Origin of the sequence: Desulfogranum marinum (assembly GCF_016918565.1) — a bacterium.
Classification (GTDB): Bacteria; Desulfobacterota; Desulfobulbia; order Desulfobulbales; family Desulfobulbaceae; genus Desulfogranum; species Desulfogranum marinum.
In genome coordinates, this window is record NZ_JAFFQD010000002.1 from 1 (window position 1) to 24,209 (window position 24,209).

16 protein-coding genes and 2 pseudogenes are annotated in these 24,209 nt (G+C 44.2%); 1 reads left to right on the forward strand and 17 read right to left on the reverse strand.

Annotated elements, in window-relative coordinates; all coding sequences use genetic code 11:
* The coding region (locus tag JWH17_RS23585) for a transposase (RefSeq protein WP_205223768.1) at positions 1 to 215 on the forward strand (215 nt) is incomplete at its 5' end.
* Between the two features lie 187 nt (positions 216 to 402).
* Here JWH17_RS23585 and JWH17_RS23590 read toward each other — a convergent pair.
* From JWH17_RS23590 to JWH17_RS01890, 17 genes and pseudogenes are all read right to left on the reverse strand, one after another.
* A pseudogene (locus JWH17_RS23590) lies at positions 403 to 1,029 on the reverse strand (ABC transporter substrate-binding protein); the annotation flags it as partial.
* A 439-nt stretch (positions 1,030 to 1,468) separates the two neighbouring features.
* Entirely contained in the window at positions 1,469 to 1,906 is a 438-nt protein-coding gene (locus JWH17_RS01815; protein ID WP_205220856.1) for a hypothetical protein, read from the reverse strand.
* Between the two features lie 297 nt (positions 1,907 to 2,203).
* Positions 2,204 to 3,583: a sigma-54-dependent transcriptional regulator gene (locus JWH17_RS01820; protein ID WP_205220857.1), complete on the reverse strand. Its 1,380-nt coding sequence runs from the start codon at positions 3,581 to 3,583 to the stop codon at positions 2,204 to 2,206.
* Between the two features lie 150 nt (positions 3,584 to 3,733).
* Positions 3,734 to 6,196: a response regulator gene (locus JWH17_RS01825; RefSeq protein ID WP_205220858.1), complete on the reverse strand. Its 2,463-nt coding sequence runs from the start codon at positions 6,194 to 6,196 to the stop codon at positions 3,734 to 3,736.
* A gap of 42 nt (positions 6,197 to 6,238) precedes the next feature.
* Positions 6,239 to 9,991, reverse strand: a complete 3,753-nt coding sequence (locus JWH17_RS01830; protein WP_205220859.1) for a PAS domain S-box protein — start codon at positions 9,989 to 9,991, stop codon at positions 6,239 to 6,241.
* A gap of 3 nt (positions 9,992 to 9,994) precedes the next feature.
* The gene (locus JWH17_RS01835; protein WP_205220860.1) at positions 9,995 to 11,128 is read right to left on the reverse strand and encodes an ABC transporter substrate-binding protein; all 1,134 of its coding nucleotides are present in this window, start codon (positions 11,126 to 11,128) and stop codon (positions 9,995 to 9,997) included.
* A 399-nt stretch (positions 11,129 to 11,527) separates the two neighbouring features.
* Positions 11,528 to 11,677 carry a transposase gene (locus tag JWH17_RS24985; protein WP_499776902.1) on the reverse strand — a complete coding sequence of 50 codons (150 nt, stop codon included), beginning with the start codon at positions 11,675 to 11,677 and terminating at the stop codon, positions 11,528 to 11,530.
* A 309-nt stretch (positions 11,678 to 11,986) separates the two neighbouring features.
* Entirely contained in the window at positions 11,987 to 12,997 is a 1,011-nt protein-coding gene (locus JWH17_RS01845) for a DUF6976 family protein (RefSeq protein WP_232370832.1), read from the reverse strand.
* A complete protein-coding gene (locus JWH17_RS01850) occupies positions 12,990 to 13,223 on the reverse strand; it encodes a hypothetical protein (RefSeq protein ID WP_232370833.1) in 234 nt (77 codons plus the stop codon). The genes JWH17_RS01845 and JWH17_RS01850 overlap by 8 nt, the downstream gene beginning before the upstream one ends.
* 205 nt (positions 13,224 to 13,428) lie before the next feature.
* A pseudogene (locus tag JWH17_RS24520) lies at positions 13,429 to 13,707 on the reverse strand (transposase); the annotation flags it as partial.
* A gap of 657 nt (positions 13,708 to 14,364) precedes the next feature.
* Positions 14,365 to 15,816, reverse strand: a complete 1,452-nt coding sequence (locus JWH17_RS01860; RefSeq protein WP_205220862.1) for a sigma-54-dependent transcriptional regulator — start codon at positions 15,814 to 15,816, stop codon at positions 14,365 to 14,367.
* Positions 15,813 to 16,862, reverse strand: a complete 1,050-nt coding sequence (locus tag JWH17_RS01865) for a protein-tyrosine phosphatase family protein (RefSeq protein ID WP_205220863.1) — start codon at positions 16,860 to 16,862, stop codon at positions 15,813 to 15,815. The genes JWH17_RS01860 and JWH17_RS01865 overlap by 4 nt, the downstream gene beginning before the upstream one ends.
* A gap of 67 nt (positions 16,863 to 16,929) precedes the next feature.
* Entirely contained in the window at positions 16,930 to 19,392 is a 2,463-nt protein-coding gene (locus JWH17_RS01870) for a PEP/pyruvate-binding domain-containing protein (protein WP_205220864.1), read from the reverse strand.
* Positions 19,393 to 19,440: 48 nt separating this feature from the next.
* Entirely contained in the window at positions 19,441 to 20,058 is a 618-nt protein-coding gene (locus JWH17_RS01875) for a hypothetical protein (protein ID WP_205220865.1), read from the reverse strand.
* A 104-nt stretch (positions 20,059 to 20,162) separates the two neighbouring features.
* A complete protein-coding gene (locus tag JWH17_RS01880; RefSeq protein ID WP_205220866.1) occupies positions 20,163 to 21,872 on the reverse strand; it encodes a sulfite exporter TauE/SafE family protein in 1,710 nt (569 codons plus the stop codon).
* A 97-nt stretch (positions 21,873 to 21,969) separates the two neighbouring features.
* A complete protein-coding gene (locus JWH17_RS01885; RefSeq protein ID WP_205220867.1) occupies positions 21,970 to 22,401 on the reverse strand; it encodes a hypothetical protein in 432 nt (143 codons plus the stop codon).
* 66 nt (positions 22,402 to 22,467) lie between these two features.
* Entirely contained in the window at positions 22,468 to 24,150 is a 1,683-nt protein-coding gene (locus JWH17_RS01890) for a GAF domain-containing protein (RefSeq protein ID WP_205220868.1), read from the reverse strand.
* Between the last annotated feature and the right edge of the window lie 59 nt (positions 24,151 to 24,209).

Genomic DNA, 24,209 nt, shown 5'->3' on the forward strand with positions numbered 1-24,209 from the left:
GCACTCGGAACCGAAAGCTGACAGCTCGGGAACAGAAGAGTAACAGGACCAAATCGAAGGTTCGTGTAAGGGTTGAGCATGTTTTCGGTGCGCAAACCCAGAAGGCAGGAAATTTGCTTGTAAGAACAGTCGGCCTGGCAAGGGCGACGGTGAAGATTGGGATGAGAAACCTTGCGTACAATATGGATCGGCTGGGCACATTGCTTGTAACATAGCAGGGAAATGGGTTTCGGGGCGATTGAGTTGTTCGCTGCAACCCCAAAAACACGAAAATTTAAATGTTGAATTGACCCTGATTTCCATATTTATCGCATAATTAAAGACGCTGGGGAATAAACCATTTATTCGAGATTCCCTTATAACAGAATCCTTTGGTAGGCGAGATGGGCTCACGCCATAGTGAGTGAGATAGGTATGATCAAACATGACCTTGGTAGGAGCATTGTCGATGATGCTAATACTTTCGACGGGCTCACCTTGCAAAATCCGCAAAGCTAAGGCCGCCGCAGTTTGGCCCTGGCAATATCCTGATGTAATAACACCCCCTACTATTCCTTTACCAAGATAGAAATCCCATGATCCATATACAGGGACTTGCGAATACCTACTGACCACCTCTATCCCTTCAGAGTATGAGATAAAAGCACCATTCTTATCTCGATTAAATGTCAACTGATATATCAAGTAATCATCGTCCAATGATTGCAGTTTAGTAGGTACATTTTGAAGCACGAAGTCTCGATAGTACTCAAAAGAAATATGATCAAATTGTTTTTCAACTCTTTTGATTTCTTGAGCAATTAAGTTTCCTGTCGGTGTTCGGTCAAGAATGACCAGAATTTTCTTTTTCTCCGGGTGGAGTTCCAGCATCAATTTTATTGTGGCACGGTAATCGGTAGTTTCAATTACTCCCGTAATCTTAGGTGTAAAATCGACCATCTGGGGTCTGTAGCCGTTGATGCCACAAAATACGATTGGAATATCTTCGAATAAAGCAGGGTAATTGCTGGCAACAAACTCCAGGCCCATGTTGTCGGATACAATTATAACATCAAAATAGTGGAAATGATTTGGCTCTTCAATGTATTCAAGTAATCTCTTTTGATAACGGCTTGCCGAGCTTCTCTTCGCATCCAAATACTCAAAATGAACTTCATACGAACCCTGGAGCTGTTTGAATACAGATTGGATACCTTCCGAGACATTATCAGTCCACTGTAGACCCTGGTGATATGAATGTAAAACCAGTAACTTTCTTTTTCGCTCAAACCCCCAAGCCGAAGAATATGCAATGCAACATATAAGAACAATAACGCCAGAATGGAAAGGAAGGATAGATTTAGAAAATTCTTTCACGGAATACCAATACTCCTATTGCTGTATAGACCCCTTAATATCCAGTTGATCTAAGGGGAATAAAATACAGGCATTGAAAATGACCAGCCTCCCATCCAATTGCACCTGCCGCTTAACCTTTCTGCTCACCTTCAGCCTGATCATGAGCATATTGGACGGGAGTTGCCATATAAGGCTGGCAATTCTTCATCATTTTGGATGCTACAATTGCTGTCTCCTCCACAGCGCAATACCCATGAGCTATATAGCGGGGATATAACTGCCGGCAAAGAGAGAACCAATAACGATCTAGCTCTTCGCTTTCCAATAGTAGGATTTTCCTGAAGCTTTCTAGCTTTTCCCGTGCTCCCACTAAAATCTCAAGTTCGTAGAGCTCAGCCACATACACAATGATCACATCTCCACTACGGATGGTACAAGATAGTGGCGAAACAACGCCCCTGCCAACACCTAAGTCTGTAATCGGGTGTTGGGGGAGAATAAGCTCGAACTTACTAAGAAGCCGAGATCGTTGCGCACTATCGGTTAAACTGTAAAAAAACAGGTTCATAGTTCTGTCCTAATTGAATAAATTAAATCAAAAGAACTCTTACAGAATATGTGCCAAACCTAGAAAAACACTGTAGCTAGCATGAGAAAACTGTTAAATACAGTGTGTTAGGGGAAGAGCCGCAACTCATAGCTTTTACTATTAGAAGTTGAAAGCCTTGTTTTTCGAGAAAGAGTTTGAAAAAAAAAGAATGTTGGGATATCGAAAATACGCTCTATTGCGCATCTGCGATCTAAAACAGAGGTAAAAAGAATATATTCTGGGAAACCAGATAAATCTGCTTTTCCAGACGAAAGTTTATTTTTTTAAAAGTTCATAGAGCCTTGCACGGGATATCCCGGACTCTTCGCAAGCCAGCTTCACATCACCTTCACAATAGGCCATAAGTTGTTTAAGATATTGCGACTCCATATCTTCCTTATACTGTTTCCATTTTAAGGGCTTGCTTTTAGGCCCTATTTTACCTTTTACAGGAGTCGCTTTTTCCTTATTGCTTAGGTTTGCCTGCGTCGCCTTAATTCGAATTCTGCCAGGCAAATGAAAGCCAAATAATGTTTGATGACCTTGCGAACGAGCGACAACCTCTTCAAGGGTTTGCTGCAACTCACGCACATTACCCGGCCAATCATACAGCTCAAGGTACTCAATAAATTCCCGGCTTATAGCTTTGGGATCCTGGTACTGTCGTTGCCACAGCTTATCTAAAATAAAATGAGTTAACTCCGGGATATCTCCCTCCCGAAAGCGAAGTGGGGGGAGCTCAATATGGAAGGATCTTAAACGGAACAGTAAATCTTCCCTGAATTTACCTTTTGCTACCATTTCCTCTAGATTGCGATTTGTAGCAGCAATTACACGAAAATCAGAAGTAACTTCTTTTGTACTGCCAACAGGCCGATAGCGCTGTTCCTGGAGGACTCTGAGGAACTTTTTCTGGGTCTCCAAAGGGAGTTCACCAATTTCATCCAGAAAAAGTGTACCGCTATCAGCGTGAAGTATAAGTCCGCTGCTATTTTGATCAGCCCCTGTAAATGCTCCCTTAGAATGACCAAAAAGATTACTTTCTATTAATGTTGACGGTAGTGCAGCACAATCGACAACAATAAAATTGTTTTTTGCTCTTTTTGAGTTGTTATGGATTGCATGGGCAAAGACCTCTTTACCTGTTCCGGTTTCGCCGGTAATTAAAACAGCGGCATCACTGGCGGCCGAGTAAGCTACTTGCTCCAGGCTTTGAGTTATAGCGCTACTGTCACCTATGATATTCTTTCGCTTGAGAATAACTGGGGCTGCCGCAATTTTATTTTTCTCTTCCCTATACTGCAAGGCCCTGGTAACCGGCAACATGAGTTCCTTGATGATGTTGGTTTTTTCCAGGTAGTCCCAGGCTCCCGATTCGATAGCTTTTTGAGCGCCATCGGAGTCGGCGGCTGCCGTCATAATAATGATTTCTGGCCGTGACGGGAGTGTTGAGAAACGAGGAATGGATTCCAAGCCATTCCCATCAGGTAGTTGTACATCAAGCATAACAATATCAAAATTGCTAGTTAAAGCTATTTCGTACCCTTCGTTTAAACAGGATGCACTTTGCGTATCATACCCTGATGTGTCCAACAAACTGGCTATCATTAAGCAGAGGGTCTTATCGTCATCAATAATTAAAATATTTTTTGGCATATCCTAAGCCTTATAACTCCAAAACCGTTTCTCAATGATAGTAACAAGAACTGCTTGCCATACAAGATAAAAAACCACGAAAATCCTACCACCTGATAATAGTAAGTGTATTGAAGATTATAAAAAAACGCCTCTTCTCAAAATGAAAAGTCATGTGTCTAGAGCTTCTCTGACGCCCTCTGCCAGCTCACTCATTGAAAAAGGCTTTCGTACAATTTTTCTTATCCCTACGGCTTTCGCTCTTGATTGATCAATTTGATCAGAGTAACCGGTACAAAGTATTATCGGTATATCTGGACGAACAATATGTAACTCTCGGGCCAACTGCATGCCATTTAAATCAGGCATATCATAGTCTGTAAAAATAACATCAAATTGGTCAGGATCTTTTCTAAACCATTCTACAGCATCCACACTGTTACTTTCTGTTGTGACACTATAGCCCAAATGCTGAAGCATTTCTGCCGCAATCTGCAAAAGGGTTTCTTCATCATCAATAAACAGCACATGCTCAGTACCCTTACTAAGCGTGCGGCCTTGATGTTCCTCCTCACCCACTTCTGCATTGGTAACAGGTAAGTAAATATGGAAAGTTGTACCCTTGCCTATTTTACTTTGAACTGATACCGTCCCATTGTGTTGATTGATAATGCGATTGACAATCGCAAGCCCCAACCCTGTGCCTAGTATGTTCCCTTTTGTTGAAAAGTAGGGATCAAAAATCTTGTCGAGAATGTCATGGGATATACCCGTCCCTGTATCAGTGATTGTAAGCTCTAAATAGGAACCCGGTTGAAGATGCGGCGCGGCAATTAGTTGCTGCTCATTTATTGTTATTTCTGCCAGTTCTATCGATAAGGTGCCACCGGTCTCTTCCATAGCCTGATAAGCGTTGGTGCACAGGTTCATTATTATCTGATGAATTTGGGTTGGATCACCAAGTACAGGTTTATTGCTATTAAGATATGTCTCAATTTTAATGTTTGCCGGTAATGAAGAAGAAAGAAATTTTACGACCTCACGAATAACAGGATCAATGTTTAAAGGAATCATTAATTGCTGTTGTATACGGCTAAACGCTCTGATTTGCTCAACAAGCTCTCTTGCCCTGTTTGCTGCTCCTACTATCGCCTGTAGTTTCTTGTAAATTGACCCTTCCTGAGTTTTCACTTCAAGCAAACACAAGTCTGAATACCCAATTACTGCACTTAATATATTGTTAAAATCATGCGCTATCCCACCAGCAAGAGTCCCAAGAGCATTCATTTTGTCAGCATGCAACAGCTGCTTATGTAAGGCTTCTTTCTCCTCTTTAGTTTTAATCTGATCTGTAATGTCTAAAACGCACTCAATGTATGATTCACGTCCCTCAATCACAGCAAGAGCTACTTGCCGCAACACAATGATTTCTTTATCATTTACATGCAGAAGCAACTGCTCCCCTTTATCTAGCTGATATTGTTCCTGCCGTTGCAGTCTTTGTAAATGGAGTACATCTCTATACTTTTTTTCTACAATATCATCAGTTTTTTTATCAAGAATAGATGCCGCATGAGGGTTGCTGTACTTTACAGTATCAGTCTCCGCATCAATGATAAAAATCCCTACCGGAAGAAAATCCAGAATTTGGCGTAAACGCATTTCACTATCTGCTAACTGCTCATTACTTTTAACAGCATGTAATGCCTCCCCGATGTAAGAAGCTAAAATATTACCAATTTCAATATCCTGTTCTTTAAAAGGAGGCGATACCCTATCATGAAAAGTGATGAGTGCCGCTAGGTCTCCTGTTTCATCTTGTATAGGGAAGGCCAATACACTGGTATTTTTATACCCTTCCCACCCGCTTTGGGTAACCGGATCACCTGCACCTAGATTATTCTGCAGCACAGGTTTTTTCGCCTTTACAGCCCGGTCAAAAACTGAGTTTTCAGGTAAAGGAAATGGAATAAAAGTTGTCGCGTGATTTCCCTCAATAGAATGGAGCAAGTGTAATCCATTTATTTTCTTCAAGTAAATAGATCCCCCTTCAGCCTTCATATGCTGGCTAAACTCCTTGAGGAGCAAGACACCAAATTCTTGCATATCCTTACAAAAAGAGAGGGCTTTGATGGTGTCCACGATGTTGCGTAAGCGCTGATTAACCTCCTCAAGATGGCTATTAGCATGCTTTAGTTCAAGTGTCCGTTCTGAAACAAGCTTTTCCAGGTAGTCTTTATATTGAAGGTTCTCTTTCTTGAGCCGTGATTTTTCAAGCCCTTTTTCCACTGCATGCCTTAAAAAAGACAAGTTCTCCACAGGTTTTAACAAATAATCCCATGCGCCATTTTGTAACGCTTGGGCGGCATCACCCACATTACCTGTCCCCGATACTACTATAAGAGGGGTCAATGGAGACGAGGCGCTTACCTTTTTCAAGACTTCAAGACCATCTACTTCAGGCATACGAAGATCAACAAGGATCAAATCGGGCTTCTCTTCTTTGAAGATTTCCATACCTTCGCGACCACTTGAGGCTGTGAGAATATCGTAGCCATAGTCTTCAAGGTATTCTTCAAACGACTCTAGAATCGCTCGCTCATCATCAATTATCAAAATACGCGGGTCACTCATATCAATAACAGGGCCTGTAATATTTCTTCCGGTGCTTAGTGCTTAAGCTTTAGGAAGATGAATGATAAATGTAGAACCATGACCAGATGTTGACTGTACCTGCATTTTCCCTCCATGATCTTCTGTAATAATATAGTAAGAAACGGACAATCCCAGGCCTGTTCCCTTTCCTACTTCTTTAGTAGTAAAAAACGGTTCAAATATTCGCTTTCGGGTTATCTTATCCATGCCGGGCCCATTGTCTTCTATTTCAATTTTTGCCCAACCTCCTTCCTCTATAACCCTTAGAGTAAATTTTGGGGGTGCATCACCTGGAGAATCAGCCATAGCTTCAGCCCCATTCTTCAATATATTAAGAAAAACCTGCTGGAGTTTACTTTCTTCGCAAGCAACAGATATTTTTTGTTTATATTCTCTTACCACCTCAACAGATTTGAAATCATACCCCTTTTTCATGTCATAGTCTGTTTGGGCCAGTTCGACGCTTTGGTCAAGCAGGCTGCATAATTCATGGGTTGAGCGAACATTTTCACTCTTTCGAGAAAAACTGAGCATATTGTTGACAATAGCTGCAATTCGGGCACCGGAATCCTGCATATGCCCGAGCAGCTTAGGCAGCTTTCTCTTTTGCATGTAGTCATGGAGAACTGTTATATCAAGGCCAACAGCCTGGGCTGCCTTAATATTTGCCGGTAGGTCACCGAAGAGTCTGTTTTCCAATATTTGAGAGTTATGCATAAGACCTGCAAGTGGATTGTTTATTTCATGTGCCATTCCTGCAGCGAGCCCACCAATAGAAAGCATTTTTTCACTCTGGATCATCATTTCTTCCATATGTACCCTTTGAGTGACGTCTTCAATGCGAACAACAGCTCCCTCCTTACCCCCTAAGATTGGGTAGATTGAGATATCTTCAAACCTGGTCACTCCATCTCTTGTAGTAGGGATTTTTGAGGTTAAAATGGTTTGTCCTGTTGCAATGGCCTTTCTTATATCATTGTTATGTTCGGCCATTTTGGGGTACACGTCGGACAGTAACTCAAGTGCGGCATCTGAAAAAACAACACCTGTATAATGCTCTGCCTGTTTGTTCCATTGAGTCACCCGCAAATGAGTATCCACACCTATCAGAACAGAGGGCATTGAGTTATAAACGTTGGTAAGAAAGGTTCGTAATTTATTTACTTCCTCTTCGGCTTTTCTTCGCTCAGTATCATCAAGCAGCATAATCCGCATACCTGTAATATTGCCCTCTTCATCATACTCAGGGACTGAATCAACGAGTGCTGAAACCAGTTGCCCATCAATAGTCAGAAGTTGTCTCTCTACCGGTACTTTGCCAACTTCAGGAGTTTGTTCCATTTCCTGTCTCTTTGCCATGAGTCCAACCGAGTCGTCCGTATAGTATATGGTCAAAGGGGTATTCAAAACGCTTTCCTTTGAGTACCCGAGACGTTTTAGGAAAGTATCATTCACATCAACTATTTTTCGATCAGGACTGTCATCTGTTATCACATACATCATGGGGGCACCGTTAAATAGGCTCCTGAAACGTTTCTCGCTCTTCTGTAAAGCTTGTTCAAAGTGTATTCGATCGGTAACGTCTACCAGTGTGCCGATTATTCCACGCGCGCCTTGGTACACGATGGCACGACCGTGTACTTCAACATGAAATATTTGACCGTCCTTTCTCAGTCCCCTAAATAGATAACGTGCTGACTCCTTCTCTTCCGAGACTCTCTGTCGTATATTTTTATGTACCAAAGATATATCTTCCTGATAAATCAGTTTTTCCACATGCATGTTATCGACGACCTCATTCACTTCGTAGCCGAACATTGTTGCCATCGCATTGTTTACATATGTAAACCGACCATTCTGGATAAGATAAATACCGGTAAGCGAAGATTCTGCAAGTAAACGAAAACGTTCCTCGCTATCTTGCAATTGCTGTTCGATCAACTTTCTGGATGTAATATCTCTTAACACCCCATAGTAGATGACGGAGTCACCATCAGTCCTAGGGTTTGCATCTGCACTAAACCAAATTTCCTGACCATCCGGTTTTTTAAAACGGCCCTCATAATGCCATGGAACAACTTTCTCAACAGCCTGTTGCATAGAGAGAGTGTAACACTCTTTATCTTCGTCAGGAATGCATTGAAAAAATTGATCCAGCAGGTTGTCACCTTTTACATCAAGCCCAAATATTTGACTCGTTTTTGCACTCAGAAATTCATTCTGGAATACATGATCAACTGTTGTTCGTATCTGGATAACAGCACCGGGTATATTTTCAGTCAGTTGTCTAAGCCTGCTTTCGTTGTCGCGGATGATCAGTTCCTGGGTATATGCTTCAGTTACGTCACGAAAAACAAGCACCGAACCAATACTGTTATCTTCAGCATCAAGAATTGGGAATATATTCTCTGTGACCAGATATTCATTCCCCTCACGACTGATCAAAATACCATTTCCAGGCCTCTCAACAGTAGAGTCTGGTGCCAGTACTTTTTCTACAGGGTCAGCCACCGGTAACCTTGAATCAAGGTCAAAAACCTGGTACACGTCTGTTAGTTTACGGCCAGTCGCCTCTGTGGCCTCCCAGCCGGTAAGCATGGCCGCGGCAGGATTAAGTTGGGTGACCCCCCCTTGTGTATCAGTTGTAATAACTGCATCCCCAATGGAATCTAGTGTAATACGCATATAATTCTCACTTTCCATAAGCTTTTGCTCACGCTCATGAATCGTTACTCCCATTGACTGCAGACTGTTGGCTAATTCCTGGTACTCCAAGATTCTAAATGATGGCCATTTAATGTTGTACTCCCCACTTGCTATGGAGCGTGCATATTCAATGTAATTTGCAATTTGTTCAGAAAATATTATCCCTTGCTGTATAGAAACAAATGTAATGAACACAAGGCTGATAATCAGCCCCATAATGATAATGATAAAAGTAGTTACAATAGGTTGAAAGGCATACTGAGAAGGCTGCGCGACCTGCACAGTCCACCCAAGTTTAGTTATACCCGTTGTGGATCCAACAAATTTTTGCCCTGCAACACTAAAAGAATGCAACACCTTGTCTTTACTCTTATCAGCAGAAGAGAAAATTAACGTGCCGGTCAGGTGCTGACCAGCAAGCAACATTTTGGAATCTGCCAGGATACGCTGTTTCCTGTCCCATACAAATGTACGAAATTGTGCTTCAAGAGGTAGATTACTGATAAATGCAGAGAGGCGTTCCAGGGTAATTTCCCCTACAAGCACGCTGTGTGAAAGAGGTACGGCAACAGCTACCGCCTGCCACCCGCTAACTGTTGAAAGGAAAGGATCTGACCAGATCAACTGGCCGGTTTGAAGGTCACTGGAATAAAAATTACGACTAGATATATCTAGCCCCAGAAAGTCATCGCGTTGAAAACGCCTTGAACTCGCCAAACCAACATACCTGATGCGCTCCCCATGATCAGAAGTTATATAAACTGTCTCAAAAAGCTCACCATCGCCGCAGGCATGGTCGAGCATGGCGATTATTGTGTCACTTTCCAGCCCACCGTTGTCAGTTATTATTTTTGAGAGAGCAATTAACTGACGTTCACCACCATCGAGGTGGGCAGATATCTGGCCTGAAACAGTTCTTGCCAACGATTGATTCTGACTAATGATATTACTTCGAATAACAGGAGAAAGAGCGAACCAAACCATCGCTGTAATAACAATTACTGGAAATAGAGTGACCAGAGCAAATCGCCTGGCTATGTAGTGGAGAAGAGAGATATGTTTTGCCATTACTTACTCTAAAGACATAAATTTCTGGTGAGAAATTATGCCCATAGTTGCCGTTGTCTGCCCTCTATCACCAAATGTATCAAAATTTATTACCGCCTGAAGGCCTTCAAATTCAGTTTCAAGAAGTACATCCTTTAAAGACTGGCCTTTTTTTTGGTACTGCAATGCGTTTATGACAACTGTTGCGGCATCATATCCCAACACACCAGCAAAACCTGGCTCCTGTTTAAAACGCTCAATATATTTTTCCCGGAATGCCAGGTAACGAGGTTTTTTACTCTTCCTGTCAAATACTTGGATTACAGTCACTCCTTCAACGGCCTTGCCACCAAGCTCTAGAAGTCGCTCTGTTGCCCCCCAATCTGCCAGTGTTAAATGTACCCTAGAATTGATTTTGCGTACTTGTTGGCAAATAAGAGCAGAATCCATTGAATTTGCAATAATTAAAATTCCATCTGGATTCAGAGCAAACGCTTTATTAACAACTTTTGTAAAGGTTATACCTCGCCGGGTATCAAACCCAATAACCCCTACAATTTCATTACCTTTTCTTTCAAGAAAGGGTCGGGTAAAATTCTTAAGCCAACTTTCGCTATATGCCTGGTTACCCAAATCATGCAGAACTGCAAGCCTGTGCATCTTTCCCGCTTGAGCATGGTAAGCTCCGCTCTTTGCCCCGTTTTGCCGGGTGCTTGTTGAAATTTTAAAAAAATAATCATCTTGTCCGGAAAGTTTGGCAGTACTGGCAGTGGGAGAAACAGTAACTATTTTTGCTGCATTTATCAGAGGAGCAACGACCATTGCCATATCACTAGTCATTGGTCCAATGATAGCGTCAACCTGCTCCTTGATTAACTCTTCAACTACCTGCCTTGCCTTGTCCGGGTTCTGCTGATCATCCGTTACAATCAGCTGAATTTGTCTTCCATGGATACCTCCATTAGTATTGACACTTTCAATCGCCATCTGGACAGCATCTCGCCCTGAAAGACCAAGGTCAGCAACCCTCCCAGTCGTTCCTCCAATAAAGCCAATTCTAATAGGTTTATTTGAACTGCAACTAGTAAAAAGGAATATAATTGTATGAAAAACAACGGCAAGGGTTAGAAAAAATCTCAAATGTTTATTTTTTTCCATGATAACCCCAAGGTTTTATGGACAATAGTGTATATGTGCTTCTAAGAGGCTGTCCGAGAATAGGGAATTTCAGGTAAAAACTTGCGTGCTCTAACTAACAAGAGAGTGCGCAGGGTTGCTATTGAGGAAGGATGTAAAATTAGCACAAAAACATTCTTAAGAGGCGTCTTTTTTATCACTCATGGCTTTATGTTTGGAGGTGTCAGCTTTAAGTTTTGAGCCATCTAAACCGACATGGTCAAGAGATGCAAGTCTCAGTTTCATTGCCAGAAAGACGCTCTGTTTGAAGCACTTATGAAAAAACTTTGTATTATTCTTTCTGAAGTCACTCAAAACTCGAAAATCCGGACAGTTCATCCCGGCTATATACATAAAAGAAAGGTCTTCATTACATCGCCGCTATATCTGCCTGGAACTAAAAACCCCATTGCTGTACGAATATATTAGAATCGAAACAATCAATCTGGGATGATAGGCGTTCAGGCGTCTTTTACTGTAGCGTTTTTCCAGACTCAAGGTATCAAGTTGCTGGAAAAGATCATGGTACAACTAGCACTCATGATCATCTGGAAGTAGGGTAAAAACATTGCTCGGGAATAGTTGCCTTTACCTGAATTCTGTTGGGCTATTTCTGAATGGAATTGGCATGAGGAAACCTTTCTTGCGATTTTGTTAATCTCAATATACCTCAGCAGAGAGAAACTCCAACTGTATTCAATCCCATCATTTGATTTTCTAAACTAAAATTTTCCGGCGCAAAAAGCGTACTTTCTATTCTCGGAAATCCTCCTAGGAGTCTGTGATTAATATATAATTTTCTTTATGAGGTTTTTTTGAATTAAATAGAAGGTCAATATGTCAAATGTCTGAAACTATGAGATAGACCAATGTTTGGTTTAGGAGTTGATACGCTATTTCGCCATAAGAGATCAGTCCTGTGAATTGTTCATTTTTGTTACCCTCTAGGTGAGAGTGTAAATAATTAAGTATACAGTTACAAGAAAATACGATTTCAGATGATTCTAAATCAATCGATTTGATCTTGTTTGATAATGTTTCTCCATAATTACCAAGTGGCGCAGCCCATTTATACTTAATTCCAGTAAATACTGGTGCGTAAAACCGAACGCCTCTTTTCGCATCTACATCTTGCAGGCTTATATTAACTAATGCTCCATAATAATCAGCGATAAGCGGTAATCGAATATCTATATCATTTGTGACAATATAATCCGTGAAGTTAACCTTCACTCCATTGACCAATACATGGGTAAAGGAAAAACCATCTTCAAGAAAAGTTAACGTGTCTCCAGCACCTTGGCTGAAAATATTAATATGACCTATATCAATGCTTTTACTTTTTACAATATTAACATGCATAATAATTGCGTGGTCAATGTATGATTCCCCCTTCTTGCCATTGAATACTCTAGGGCGTCTTTCTCCTAACTGGTCAATAGGAGCACCCGCAATCCATCCTATCAAAGGCTGGCTACCAAAATTATCATAGGTCGGTGCATCCAAAGCAAAGCTTGCATGTACGGAACTGGTGGCTGGAATAATTATAACACTAAAACCCCCCTCGCCAGCCTCATTATAAATAGAGGTCAGTTCATTTTTATCGTAGGCTTTTATATAGCAGGAATCAGCAATCTTGGAAATATCAGAGATAAAGAGTTGCTCATGAGCAATCATGCCATTATGGTTAGGGGCAATAAAATAGGGGCTAGTACCTCCTATCCAGTCGCCCAGTGGTAATTGCGCTAGCAACTCTTCCGCCCCTGCAATTAAAAGCGTTTTGCCATCTAGAATAAGTTGGCGAGCCTCATCAATGCTAAATAATCCTTGGTGCATATTTTCCTTATCCAAAAATAGTTCTAAGATCGTCTTTAGCTGATTGTATTGTTACATTTTTTGAGTACAAGGCATGCAATTCATTAACAGCTACTGATATATTATGGGGTGATGGGTCTGCGTCAATGGTACGAATTAACCGGCCAAGAAGTATTTTCGCACCGAGAAACTTAAGGGTATAGGTTCTTTTACCCGTCACAATTTCTTCCCATTTTGGGTTTGTTTTTGTAGGTAAGCTCATCGCGATGGTAACGTTCTCATTTGATTTTAGCTCACTAAAATAGTCAGTGCACAGATTTGATCACAGAGAAAACTTAACTCAGTCCCTCGGCCTGCTTATCATTATCCAAATGCAGGCCTGTGAGATATAGATGTCGATCCATTATAAATAGAGTGTCCTCAAAAAGTCATCGTTTGGTAGGCAACATAACTTTTTTTGGTTTTTGTCATAGTTGCGGAGGAGGTAAAGCCTCCTGCCTGATTTTCAAGTAAAGGTAATCGAGATAACGGTACCCGCATGCTTGTTTTACGATCCTGCTGATTGTGGCATTGAATGCTTCGAGTTTAGCCGAGGTTACCCGGTGCTTAATCCAGGCCAGGATTTCATTTCTATCGCGGTCTACACCTTTGGCGAAGTTTATCAATGGCTTTAAGTCCGTCTCTTTGGCCCATTCAATCCAGTTGTCGAGGAGCTTTGCGGGAAATTTCGGCCGAACGTAAGTCCATAGAGTGGCGAAAGATGCGAGGGCTTACGCATATCGGAATTGATGAAATTTTCTACTCCAAGGGAAGAAGATATGCAAATCGTTTATGACCTGAAACGTTCCAAGGTTCTTTGGGGTGGATAAAGTAAAGGTCGAGAAACTATTGACCGCTTTTTCGCATAAAAACTGAGCAATTATCGGCGAAAGCAAATTACCGCAGCATATTTTAACATGGGGCAGGCATATATTAATTAAATATATGTCCGGGGCACAAAATCAGCGGTGTAAAAATATTATCCTCATGCACCCTTCCATGGAAGAACAGGTTAGCTCTGGCATTAAAAGTGGCAGCAATGTCTTTAAGCCACAGCAACGCTTACCTCTGCAATTATTATCGACGAAAACGAGCCAAAAATGGAACTCCAAAAGCAATTACCGATACAGCGCATAAACTTGCTCGTATCATTTATCGTTTCTGATCAGCAGTGCTCCAAATGTTCACAAGCTGATTGATTTAGTAGATGCCCCGACTTCGATACATCGGTATGCTGGGCGGGCAGATCGTGGAGAGTTGGAGTGCTGCTGAATTGTTACAATATTTTCACTATCAGAGGCTGCACTGACTTGTTAAAATTCAGGAAAAAAGCCGTTGTTACCGGTCTTGATGAAGCCAGGCGGTTATGTGGAAGGCTTGAACCGGGTCGATACTATCTGGTATCGACGCATCAGCCGTTGCAGAGCTTGGCGCTCCATGCCACTGGCCGCTGCGGCATTGGTGACATTGCCTTGGTGCTCGGTGAGTTTGTTGGAGATGTAGCCAATGGAAAAGTGACCGACCAGCTCAGCTTTTGCATCGTTATAGGGTGTGTGATAATAGGCTCGGAGATTCGGTTCTCCTCCGGACGGAGCCTGTTTTTTCCCATTGTCGGGGAGCAGCGGTAACAGATCATCCAAAACAACGTCTCCTTCTCCAGCCAGGAGTACTATCCGTTTAATAGCATTACGAAGTTCTCTGATATTTCCCTGCCACTCCAACTTATAGAGATGCTGAAGTACCTCGGTCGGCAAGGACAACTTTTCTCTAGCGTACTGGTGTTTGAACTGGGACAGGAAATGATGGACCAGGAGCGGGATATCCTCTTTCATCTCCCGTAAACTCGGCATAACTACGGTCACCACGTTGAGCCGGTAAAAGAGATCTTCACGAAATTCTCCTGCTTTTATTTTTGCTTCCAGATCCTGGTTGGTAGAGGCGACTACTCTCACATTGACCTTGATGGTCTTGTTTTGTCCCAGGGGTTGTATTTCCTTTTCCTGCAGTACTCGCAGTAGTTTGGTCTGGATGGCAACCGGGATGTCTGCAATTTCATCAAGGACAATGGTGGAGCCTTCCGCCTCTAAAAAAAGACCTTTTTTGTCATGCATTGCCCCTGTAAAAGCTCCTTTGCAATAACCGAAAAGTTCACTTTCCAGTACGTTTTCAGGCAGGGCGGGGCAGTTAACCGTAATCATCTTTTTCTCTTTCCGACTACTCAGGTCATGCAAGGCGCGGGCAGCCAGTTCTTTGCCGGTGCCGCTTTCCCCTCTGATAAGTACTGTTGCATCTGTATCCGCCACTCGAGTCAAAAGGTCTAGTGCCCCTTTGAGGGCAGGACTTTGCCCGATGAAGCCTTGAGGAAGGCTGAGGTCTTTCAGGCGCTCCTTGAGTTGGATATTGGTACGAAGAAGGGAGGTGCGCTCAAGACAGTTGCTCACAATCCTGACGATGTGATCTTTTTCAAACGGTTTTTGCAGAAAATCGTAGGCTCCATCCTTCAAGGCCTGGACAGCCATGTCAATGGTTCCGTAGCCGGTCATAATAACAACAGAGATGGTTGGATCATGCAAGCGTACTTTTTTCAGTAACTCAAGCCCATCCAAATCCGGCATTTTTATATCGGAAACGATGACATCCGGAGAGCTTTCATTGAGCAGTGATAGTGCTATTTTGCCGGAAGAGGCGGTGATCACATCACAGTTGCATTTTTTTTGCAGAACCAGACGTAACATGGAGAGCATATCAGGTTCGTCGTCGACGATCATCACCAATGTACGATCGTTGTCTGGTAATGCCGTTTTATTCTCTGTCATTGCCTGTTTTTTTGGGAAACAAGGTACTGAAAATATCGTTGAATGAATTTGCCGGAAATTGTCTCCTGGTTGCTTACTTCAGGAAGAATTACCCCACTCTGTGGGTCCGTTTCAAAAAGGGCGCTAAACACCGCTTTGGATAAGAGGGCCAGCTCTTTATTGATTTCCTCCATCTGTAGCTCTGTTTTCTCGCTGTTGGTCCGGCAATGAATGGGTCGGTATTGATGGAGCAGGCATTTGTCGCCCTCTCTTAAAGGACAGCTATTTTTAGTGCCTGCCTCAAGAGCATTGGGATTGTCAGGGATACGGACAATATTTCCATCTGCATTTTCTTTAGCAGTGATGTTTGCTGCCGCCTTCTGGATAACTTGGTTTCTTCGTGCAGAGGAAAGCGCGATATTAACCTTATGGTTAAGGTAAAGAGCTTCGATCAGTGAAAGCTTAAATGATTGAGGGCATGGACTGCTGTCTTGACTGCAGCATTCACTTGATTTGTTGCTGAGTTGGGCATCAACTCGTTCAAGGAGCTGCTCATAGCGGGCATAAAAAAAGCTGAGATCGGCTCCGGAACGATTGTTGGCAGAGGGCTCTCCCATTTTGAGCTGGCCTTCTTTTTTGCCGAATTTTCTCAGCAGCCACCACTGGGAATAGTTGGTGGGATTGGCCCGCGTTTTTTTGAGGAGTTTACCTGCTTTTTTCAGATTGAATCCTCGGCGAAGCATGTAGGCAGTGACAAACGTTCCGGTACGACCAACGCCTAGCTTACAGTGGACAAGGACTTTTTTCCCAAGGTAAACGGCTTCATCCAGCCATTCCAACCCTTTTTCCATCAGTTCCATTTTAGGTGCGGTTTCATCTGGAATAGGGAGATAGAAAACCTCAAAACCAGCGGCCTCTTCAAGTTCATGGAGGTCGGAGAATTCACCGCAGAGGTTGACAATACCAGTGATCCCCTGTTCTTTGATACTGTCAAAGTCATCATAGGACATAGGGGCGTGGCCCACTGCCAGATGGTCGGTTATCCATGTGAGCTTATATGTAGACATCGCCTTATCCTGTAAAAACCGGTTTGCTGTATAAAAACCGTGTACAGCTCTTTACGCTCTGCAGCATTTATCCTTCCTGTGAGAATGAATATCGTCCTTTATAAAAGTCTTGAATATATTCGGCAACCATTTGCTGGTCCACCAGGACCATATCCATCAATTTGGTGGCCCCAAGCAGACGGCCTGTCATATCCAGTTTTTCTTTCATGATACCGGCGGGAAGAGGAGGCAGTTTTGCCTCCAGGAGGTCTGCTTTTTTGTCGACGGTGAATTCAAGGCCTTCCAGTACTCCGGCGATAAAATCAATCCGTAACAGTCTCTGTTCATAATCACCTCCGCCGCCTGCAAAGCGGAGCATACAGTGGTTTTCCGCTTCGTTTTCTCCGCACATGACATCAAGCACGGTAAAATGATAACCAAAGCGGATATTAAAATGGAGATAATCGGTTCCGATCACAGCATAACTGGCAAAGGCGAAACTGTCTCTTTTGGGAGGGACACCACCTGCCAGTTCAATTTTGTCGTACGCCTCCCAGTCAAAAGGCTTTTGTTTCCATTGAACACCAGGATTGGTTAACCCTTTCCATACCGCGTGAAAGGGAACCGAGGCTACCTCTTCAAGGGGAATTGATTGCCGCTTGTTGACCTCTGTAGAGAATCCCCCGCCCACATCAAATAAAAAGACATCCAGTGGAATATCGGCAACCAGGCGCAAGGCACCCCTGCCTGTGCCCGGTCTGCCGGTGGTAAACATGGAGACCAGAGCTTTTTCATGACAGAACCGGATAATGTCATGCATGGAGCGGCATCCTTCGGGCTTGAAATTTTTTCCAGCGGCATCAACAAGTTCCAGAGGGGTAATGAATTTCAATGCCTCTTGAAGAATCCGGGGGTACTGCCCCTGGTGGATTGCTTGGCTGCTATGGCTTAGCAGAGATTCGATCCTTCCTTCATAGATAGCCCCTTTCCAGGCATCCACGGTAACGATCTGGCCTTGATGAAAACGCTCGCACACCTGATTAATCCCAGTGAGGTATGGGACGCCGAACTCTCGGGCAACCGTTGCGAAATGGCTGGCCCGGCTGCCTCGCTCGGCCAGAACCGCTGCCAGTCTGTTGATGACCTGCACGTATTCCGGTGGGCTGTCTCGGGTAACGAGTATCGCTCCTTCAGGAATATCTTGCAGCGAGTGAGTGCTGTCAAGCTGGTACACTGATCCAGCGCCAACGCCGGGTGATGCCTGTTGACAGCCATCAAGTAAAAGCAGGTTGTCGTGCCGGCCGGGCTCTGCAGACGAACAGCTTTTGCTGGAGAGATGTAAAGGACGTGCCTGGAGAATAAAAACCATGTTGGCGGTATCTATGGCCCATTCGATATCCTGAGAACCTGTAAAATAGTTTTCGATCTGGAGCCCGATCTGTGCAATTTTGGCCGCCTGCTCTGCAGACAATATGGGCTTGTCGGGTAATGCTGAAATCAGTTGTGGAGGATGGTCCTTGGATAACTTATAGGTATCGGGATTTTCTTGTCCACTGACCAGCCTGTCGCCAAGGCCGAGAACAGCATGCAGGTGGAGTGTGGTATTGGGTTGTTCGTCATTTATTCCACTGGTATAGAGGACCCCGCTGCATTTGGCTGGAACCATTTCCTGAATGAGTACGGACATCGCTGTCTCTTCATCACCCAGACCGTGCGTGATGCGGTAAAAGAGTGCCTGGCTCGAATATTTGGAGGCAATGACCTTCCGGTAGGCCTGCGATATATCCTGGCGCTGGTTATCAAGCACGGTTGCATACTGGCCGGCAAAGGAAAAAATGCCGTCTTCGCTGATGGCACTGGAGCGTACTGCCACTGTAATCGGGTTATCATCTGTAGTTGTCCAGCTGTCATAAGCATTCAGCATTGCCTCGGTAATCACTGGTGGGACTTCAGCGTTGAGGATGAGCTCCTGCAGTTTGCGGGATGATTTGCTTAAGGATTGCGGTTGATGGATATTTACTTCAGCAAGCAGTTCGTCTATCGGCTGGCGCAGATTGTTATATTCGATGAAGTAGTGAAAGGCGCTGGAGGTAACGGCAAAACCATTAGGGACTGGGATATTCAGTTCGTTTTGCACAATGGCAAGATTTTTTGCCTTGCTGCCTATTTGGTTATTGTCAGATGCTATTTCCTGCAGGGTAAGTACAAAAGGGGGAGCAAAATCTATTTTGGGAGGTGCCAACAGGAAGCGGGTATAGAAGTCAAATTTTTTATGATAGCTCTTGAGGGAAACATAACTGCCGGGTGCCATTGTCTCCAAGGCATCGATCATACCGTAAACCTGGAGGGAAAAGTGGGTAAAGCGTTTACGGATGGCGGCCAGGTCTACCGGTAAACCTCCATGGAGCATATCCTGAAATTCAGCCATTTGCTCATGGCAGGCAATATCGAAATTCAATAGCTGCTTCAGAGCCTCGTACTTTTCCCGCAGCATGGTTCCTGGGGCAAACAGACGGTAGCTCCAATGCTTAAAAAGTGCGTTAAGCAGCATGTTTTCTCCTTGTAAAAGGCAGGGAAGACAGGCAGATGTAAGGAAATGTCAGGCGTTTATCTCCTTTACCATTCCTACCATCTGTGTTGTTTTTCCGTTTTTGTATTTTTTTAGCAGTGTGGCTGTGAGGCTCCATAATAGGTAACAGGTAAGTAGTGAGATAAAGTACCAGAACACAGAACCGATAAGAATCGGTTCGCTGCCGGTGGAACTGATTTGGATCACATATTCCCTGCCAAAGAGGTTGAGCATTTTTTCGGGACGATAATACTCGTTGATAAAAGCAAAAATAAAAAAGATAGGCAGTACCTTGCGTGCAATACCAAGGAGTAATCCCTCAAAAAAATAATCGTAGTAGGCTTTGTTGAGTTCGGCTTTGTCAATGTTACGTGCCATTCTACTCCCTTTCTCGGTGTCTTCACAGCGCATAGCTTCCTGACGCAGTTTCAGCCAATGGGTGTAGGTTTTTTCCAGTTCCAGGTAACGCTTGGTAATAATAAACCGGTTGAGCAGTTTTGTAAGACCTACTGTACACAGACCAAGCAGAGAGATGAGAAAAACAGGTCCGAGCGAGTGAAGGTGCTGCAGAGTGGAAAACATTGTGTCTCCAAGCAGGACGAAACCGATTACCAGATATTCCCAAATTGTGTCAAGAACGGCATCCATCGATAATACTCTCTGTAATATTTGTGGGGCTTAAGAAAATAATAAAATGAGTACTGCCGGGGAAAAAAATCCCCGGCAGACTGTACATCCAAGTGCTCTTTTTCTCAGATCCAAACTTCGATTTTGAAAAAACGGAAAAAGAGGAAGAACAGTGTGGCTGCCAAGACAACCTTGAGCTGTATCTCACTGAACATCTTTTGTGCACGGCTACCAAGCATACCACCGGCAAAACCACCGATAATGATAGCACCTGCAAGTACCCAGTCAGGCCAGTAACCAATCATAACATAGCCTAAGAAGGACCCGATACTGGAAAAACAGGTTCCTATCAGAGAAATAGGCACTGCAACATACATTGGCAATGCGCCAAGAGAGGTCATTGCCGGTACGAGGAGAAAACCACCGCCGACACCGAAGGTACGGGAAACAATACCGATAAGTACGCCGAGAAATGCAAACAGGAGTGGGTTGATCTTAAACTCTTCACCCCAGAATTTAAAACGGTAATCGGTTAAGCCTGTCTTTATCGGCTCAATGGATCCCATTTCCATGACACCGCCGGTTTCTTTGGCACTTTTTACGGCAGCGTTAAATTTTTGGGTCATGGCCTTGATGTTTTTCCGCTTGTCCATGGCCTTTGGGGTCATTTCCAGGACGGTTTTTATACCCATAAGCACGACTAAAACCGCCAGCCATTCCTTATAGGCCGCCATTGGCAGGATTGCAGAAACATATTTACCCAGCCAGATCGATCCGATGAAGATTCCGACGCCGAAAGAAATGCCGATCGGCCATGCCACACGTTTCTCGACCACCGCAAAACGGTAAAAAGAACCAAGCGGGGAGAAAAGAGTCAGCGCCATGTTGGAAGGTTTGAGTACGTTAGCAGCGTTTACCCCTACCGGTCCCATGGTGTTGACAACAAGCACCTGGAAAGCAGCCATGAGCAGGCCGCCTGCGGCGCCGATCATGGAGAAGTAGGTACCAACAGCGATAGCACCGAGCACGATCCATAGAGGGTTCATGTAGCGAAAGCCTTTAGCCAGCCAGAAGCCTTTGCCTTCCAATGCAAAAGAACCGGACTGACTACCATTGACATAGATGTCAAAGGTGGTATCCGGAGGAGTATGACGAAAGCTTTTGAAGGTGGCGGTGAATTTGCCGGTAGCTTTGTCCAGGTTGATTTTGGTGCCTTCATCCCAGTAGTTACCGCTGGAATCATCCTGAAGCACGGTTCTGGAGAAAATAACAATTTTTCCAACCCGGTTGCCTTCTTTAACGATGGTGTTAATACCGTAGCTGGATTCGTTGGCCCATTTAAGGAATGTCCACTGGTCCTTTGTTTTGATGGGACCAAGACCGGCCTTTGCTGTGGCATCAATAGCATCAAAGTCTTCTTCCAACAGATAACTGTAGGTAGAGTAAAGACCTTTTGTACGGCCTTTGCCAAGCAGTACGGAAGGACCACCGAACTTGGTGTCGTCGACTCGTTTACCAAAGGCGGTGGGGTTAGTGGTGAGGACATAATAAAGAGGCGGAATGGAGGAGTCCATGCCAAAACCTCTTTTATCGGTTTCTTTGGCAAAACGTTTTTTCTCATGAGGCATGGTTGCATCAGCAGGCTTGAATTCTTCCTTTTGAGCAATAGCCAGGTATAGTTCCTGTCCTGGTTCGATCGTGCCTTCAATGGTGACGGTGTCGCCTACTTTGCCATCAGTGGTTACTTTTGTTTCGGCAAATGCCGGGTTGAAGCTCGCCAAAAGAAAGACAGCGAGACTCATCGCCGTAAAAAACGGGATGCGCATGGTTTTCATACTGTTATCTCCTTATTGTTATTTGGTGTTCAGTTGCGCATAGGTAAAAGGTGGGTTGTATGTACTGGGCTCCTCCTCTGCAAAAAATGGTAAATGTTTATTTGTTTAATCGTGTTTTTTTCTTTGCTATCCAGGCACCGGAAAAGGTGCCGGAAAGGGCGAAGAGTGTCGCCAGTAAAGAGCGTAGAGCGGCAATTGGCGGCTCCCACGGTTGGAGCACTGCAATGACGGCACAGCCGATAATGGCTAACAGCAGGGAAATGCTTGTCAGGGCTATTGCCGGCCTGGGAAAGCTGCTGCATTTATCAAGGAGGCCATAACCGGCTGTTGCCCCATTAAAACCTATTATGCCTGGTAATAGGATCAACAGAGCAGCGGGTGAGAGCACCATGGAAAAAAACATCAGCAGAATAACGATGCCGACAGCACCTGTTATAAGGGAGTAGAGGTATATACCTAAAGGGGAGAGAAGAAATTGTTTCCATCTCTCCACCACTGTTCTGGCTCCATCAATACACATTTCAATCACTGCAACCTCCTGTGTTGTCAATTCCTCCAGCCAAGTTCCCTGAAAGGTGTCGCCTGCGCTGGTTGTTCATTTATTTTCTGCTGGTGTAAGATCCACAATCCTGGTTTCCCCCACATATTCGCTGCTCGAATATCCGGTGACATCAATCATTTCCCGGGTTAGCTCACCCATTTTTTTCAGGTTGCTGATTACCAGGTCCATCTCCTCTATCATTTCCTCTGAAGAAAGATCATCACGGAGCAACTGGGCTGTTCCCAGAGCTGCAAACAAGGGAGTGTTCAACTGATGAGCCGCCGTCCCGGCCATCTCAATAACACCCTGGAGCTTCATCCGTTGCGAATGCTCCTGTTCCAGCATCACCTGATCAGTGATGTCGTTGACTGCTTCGACTACAAAATCAACCTGGCCGTTACTGTTCAGGATCGGTGTCAAGTGGCGCTCATACCATTTTTCTTGGTCTCCTTCCTGATACTGCTTCACCACGGTGACGGGCTTGCACGAGGTTAAGACTTGCTCAAGATGGAACTGCTGCTCATCTTCGACTGTGCGTGGCGATATAGACCGATAAAGACGGCCAAGGATGTCCTCTTCCGTATGTTGGTGTGTGGTAAGAAACTGTTTGTTTACCATTATGACCCGTTTGTCCGGGTCAACTACCAGCAACTCCATCCAAAGGGAGTCGAGAATGGTTTGCAAAAAACGCTCATGCTCCTCAATTTGGTTGAAGAGGAGCGTGATTTTACGGTAGAGCCTGGCTTTTTCAATGGCATTGCCGCCTTCTTCAGCCACTGTTACAGCGAAGTGAATGTCACTTGCTGAAAAGGAGCGATGGCTATCGGTGAGCAATCGCAGCACACCGATAATTTCCTGATCATTTTTAATAGGCACGGCAAGGATCGACTTTATGCCTTCTTCCTTTATTTCGTCGTGATAGTTTACTCTTGGGTCATTGGGAGCGTCATAGATAGCGACCGGCTCGCCCTTGAGGACTTTGAATATCGAGTTTTCGCGGCTGATATTGCCTCTTTTGAGATATTTTTCGGAAACCCCTGAAGCCGCTACCAGCTCCAAACGGTTGGTTGCCGGCTGCAGCAAGCGAATGGTGCATGCCATGACCCCCATTATCCCCGGCAGCTTTTTTACAATTGCACCAAGAATCTGGTCCAGGTTCAGCGTCGAGTTAACCAGTTGTGAAATTTCTCGTTGGGCTTTAAAAAAGGTGACCTGGTTTTTCATCTCCTGGAACATGTGGCAATTGGAAATCGCTATGCCCACCTGCTCGGCCAGAGACATGGCAAAATTGATCTCAGGGTCTGAGAATTCTCGCAGATCTTTGGTTAAAAGGCGGAGCAATCCGGTTATCTGACCTTGAAAAATGATAGGCAGGGACATCGCACTTTTGACACCCTCGTTGGATATGAAAGCACAGCTGTCATGGTCACAGGTGACGTCAATATTTTTACGCGCTGTCGGTCGTCCCTCCATCAGCGTATCCATCACCTCTTTGGTGTCAATGGTGGAGCGGGAAAGATATTCATCAGAGACACCCCAAGCAGCACCCAGGACAAAGCTGTTGGTCCCTGCATCAAGCAGCCTGATGGTGGCTGCATCAACGTCGAGCAGGGAAGGGAGTCGTCTGACCACCAGATCCATAACCTCTTGCGAGGTATGAACCGTGCTGATAAGGCGGGTCACTTCCTGGAAGACAGTGAGGTAATCACTTTCTATGTTGGGCCTGGGTGAACTCATGGTTCTCTCTTTACCGGCAGCAGGAAGTGTCCCTGCTGCCGGTTTTTATACGATTATTG

Excerpts from the sequence above, each read along its gene's own strand:
- JWH17_RS01815 (WP_205220856.1), bottom strand. The coding sequence starts at position 1,906 with ATGAACCTGTTTTTTTACAGTTTAACCGATAGTGCGCAACGATCTCGG.
- JWH17_RS01820 (WP_205220857.1), bottom strand. The coding sequence starts at position 3,583 with ATGCCAAAAAATATTTTAATTATTGATGACGATAAGACCCTCTGCTTA.
- JWH17_RS01825 (WP_205220858.1), bottom strand. The coding sequence starts at position 6,196 with ATGAGTGACCCGCGTATTTTGATAATTGATGATGAGCGAGCGATTCTA.
- JWH17_RS01830 (WP_205220859.1), bottom strand. The coding sequence starts at position 9,991 with ATGGCAAAACATATCTCTCTTCTCCACTACATAGCCAGGCGATTTGCT.
- JWH17_RS01835 (WP_205220860.1), bottom strand. The coding sequence starts at position 11,128 with ATGGAAAAAAATAAACATTTGAGATTTTTTCTAACCCTTGCCGTTGTT.
- JWH17_RS01850 (WP_232370833.1), bottom strand. The coding sequence starts at position 13,223 with ATGAGCTTACCTACAAAAACAAACCCAAAATGGGAAGAAATTGTGACG.
- JWH17_RS01860 (WP_205220862.1), bottom strand. The coding sequence starts at position 15,816 with ATGACAGAGAATAAAACGGCATTACCAGACAACGATCGTACATTGGTG.
- JWH17_RS01865 (WP_205220863.1), bottom strand. The coding sequence starts at position 16,862 with ATGTCTACATATAAGCTCACATGGATAACCGACCATCTGGCAGTGGGC.
- JWH17_RS01870 (WP_205220864.1), bottom strand. The coding sequence starts at position 19,392 with ATGCTGCTTAACGCACTTTTTAAGCATTGGAGCTACCGTCTGTTTGCC.
- JWH17_RS01875 (WP_205220865.1), bottom strand. The coding sequence starts at position 20,058 with ATGGATGCCGTTCTTGACACAATTTGGGAATATCTGGTAATCGGTTTC.
- JWH17_RS01880 (WP_205220866.1), bottom strand. The coding sequence starts at position 21,872 with ATGAAAACCATGCGCATCCCGTTTTTTACGGCGATGAGTCTCGCTGTC.
- JWH17_RS01890 (WP_205220868.1), bottom strand. The coding sequence starts at position 24,150 with ATGAGTTCACCCAGGCCCAACATAGAAAGTGATTACCTCACTGTCTTC.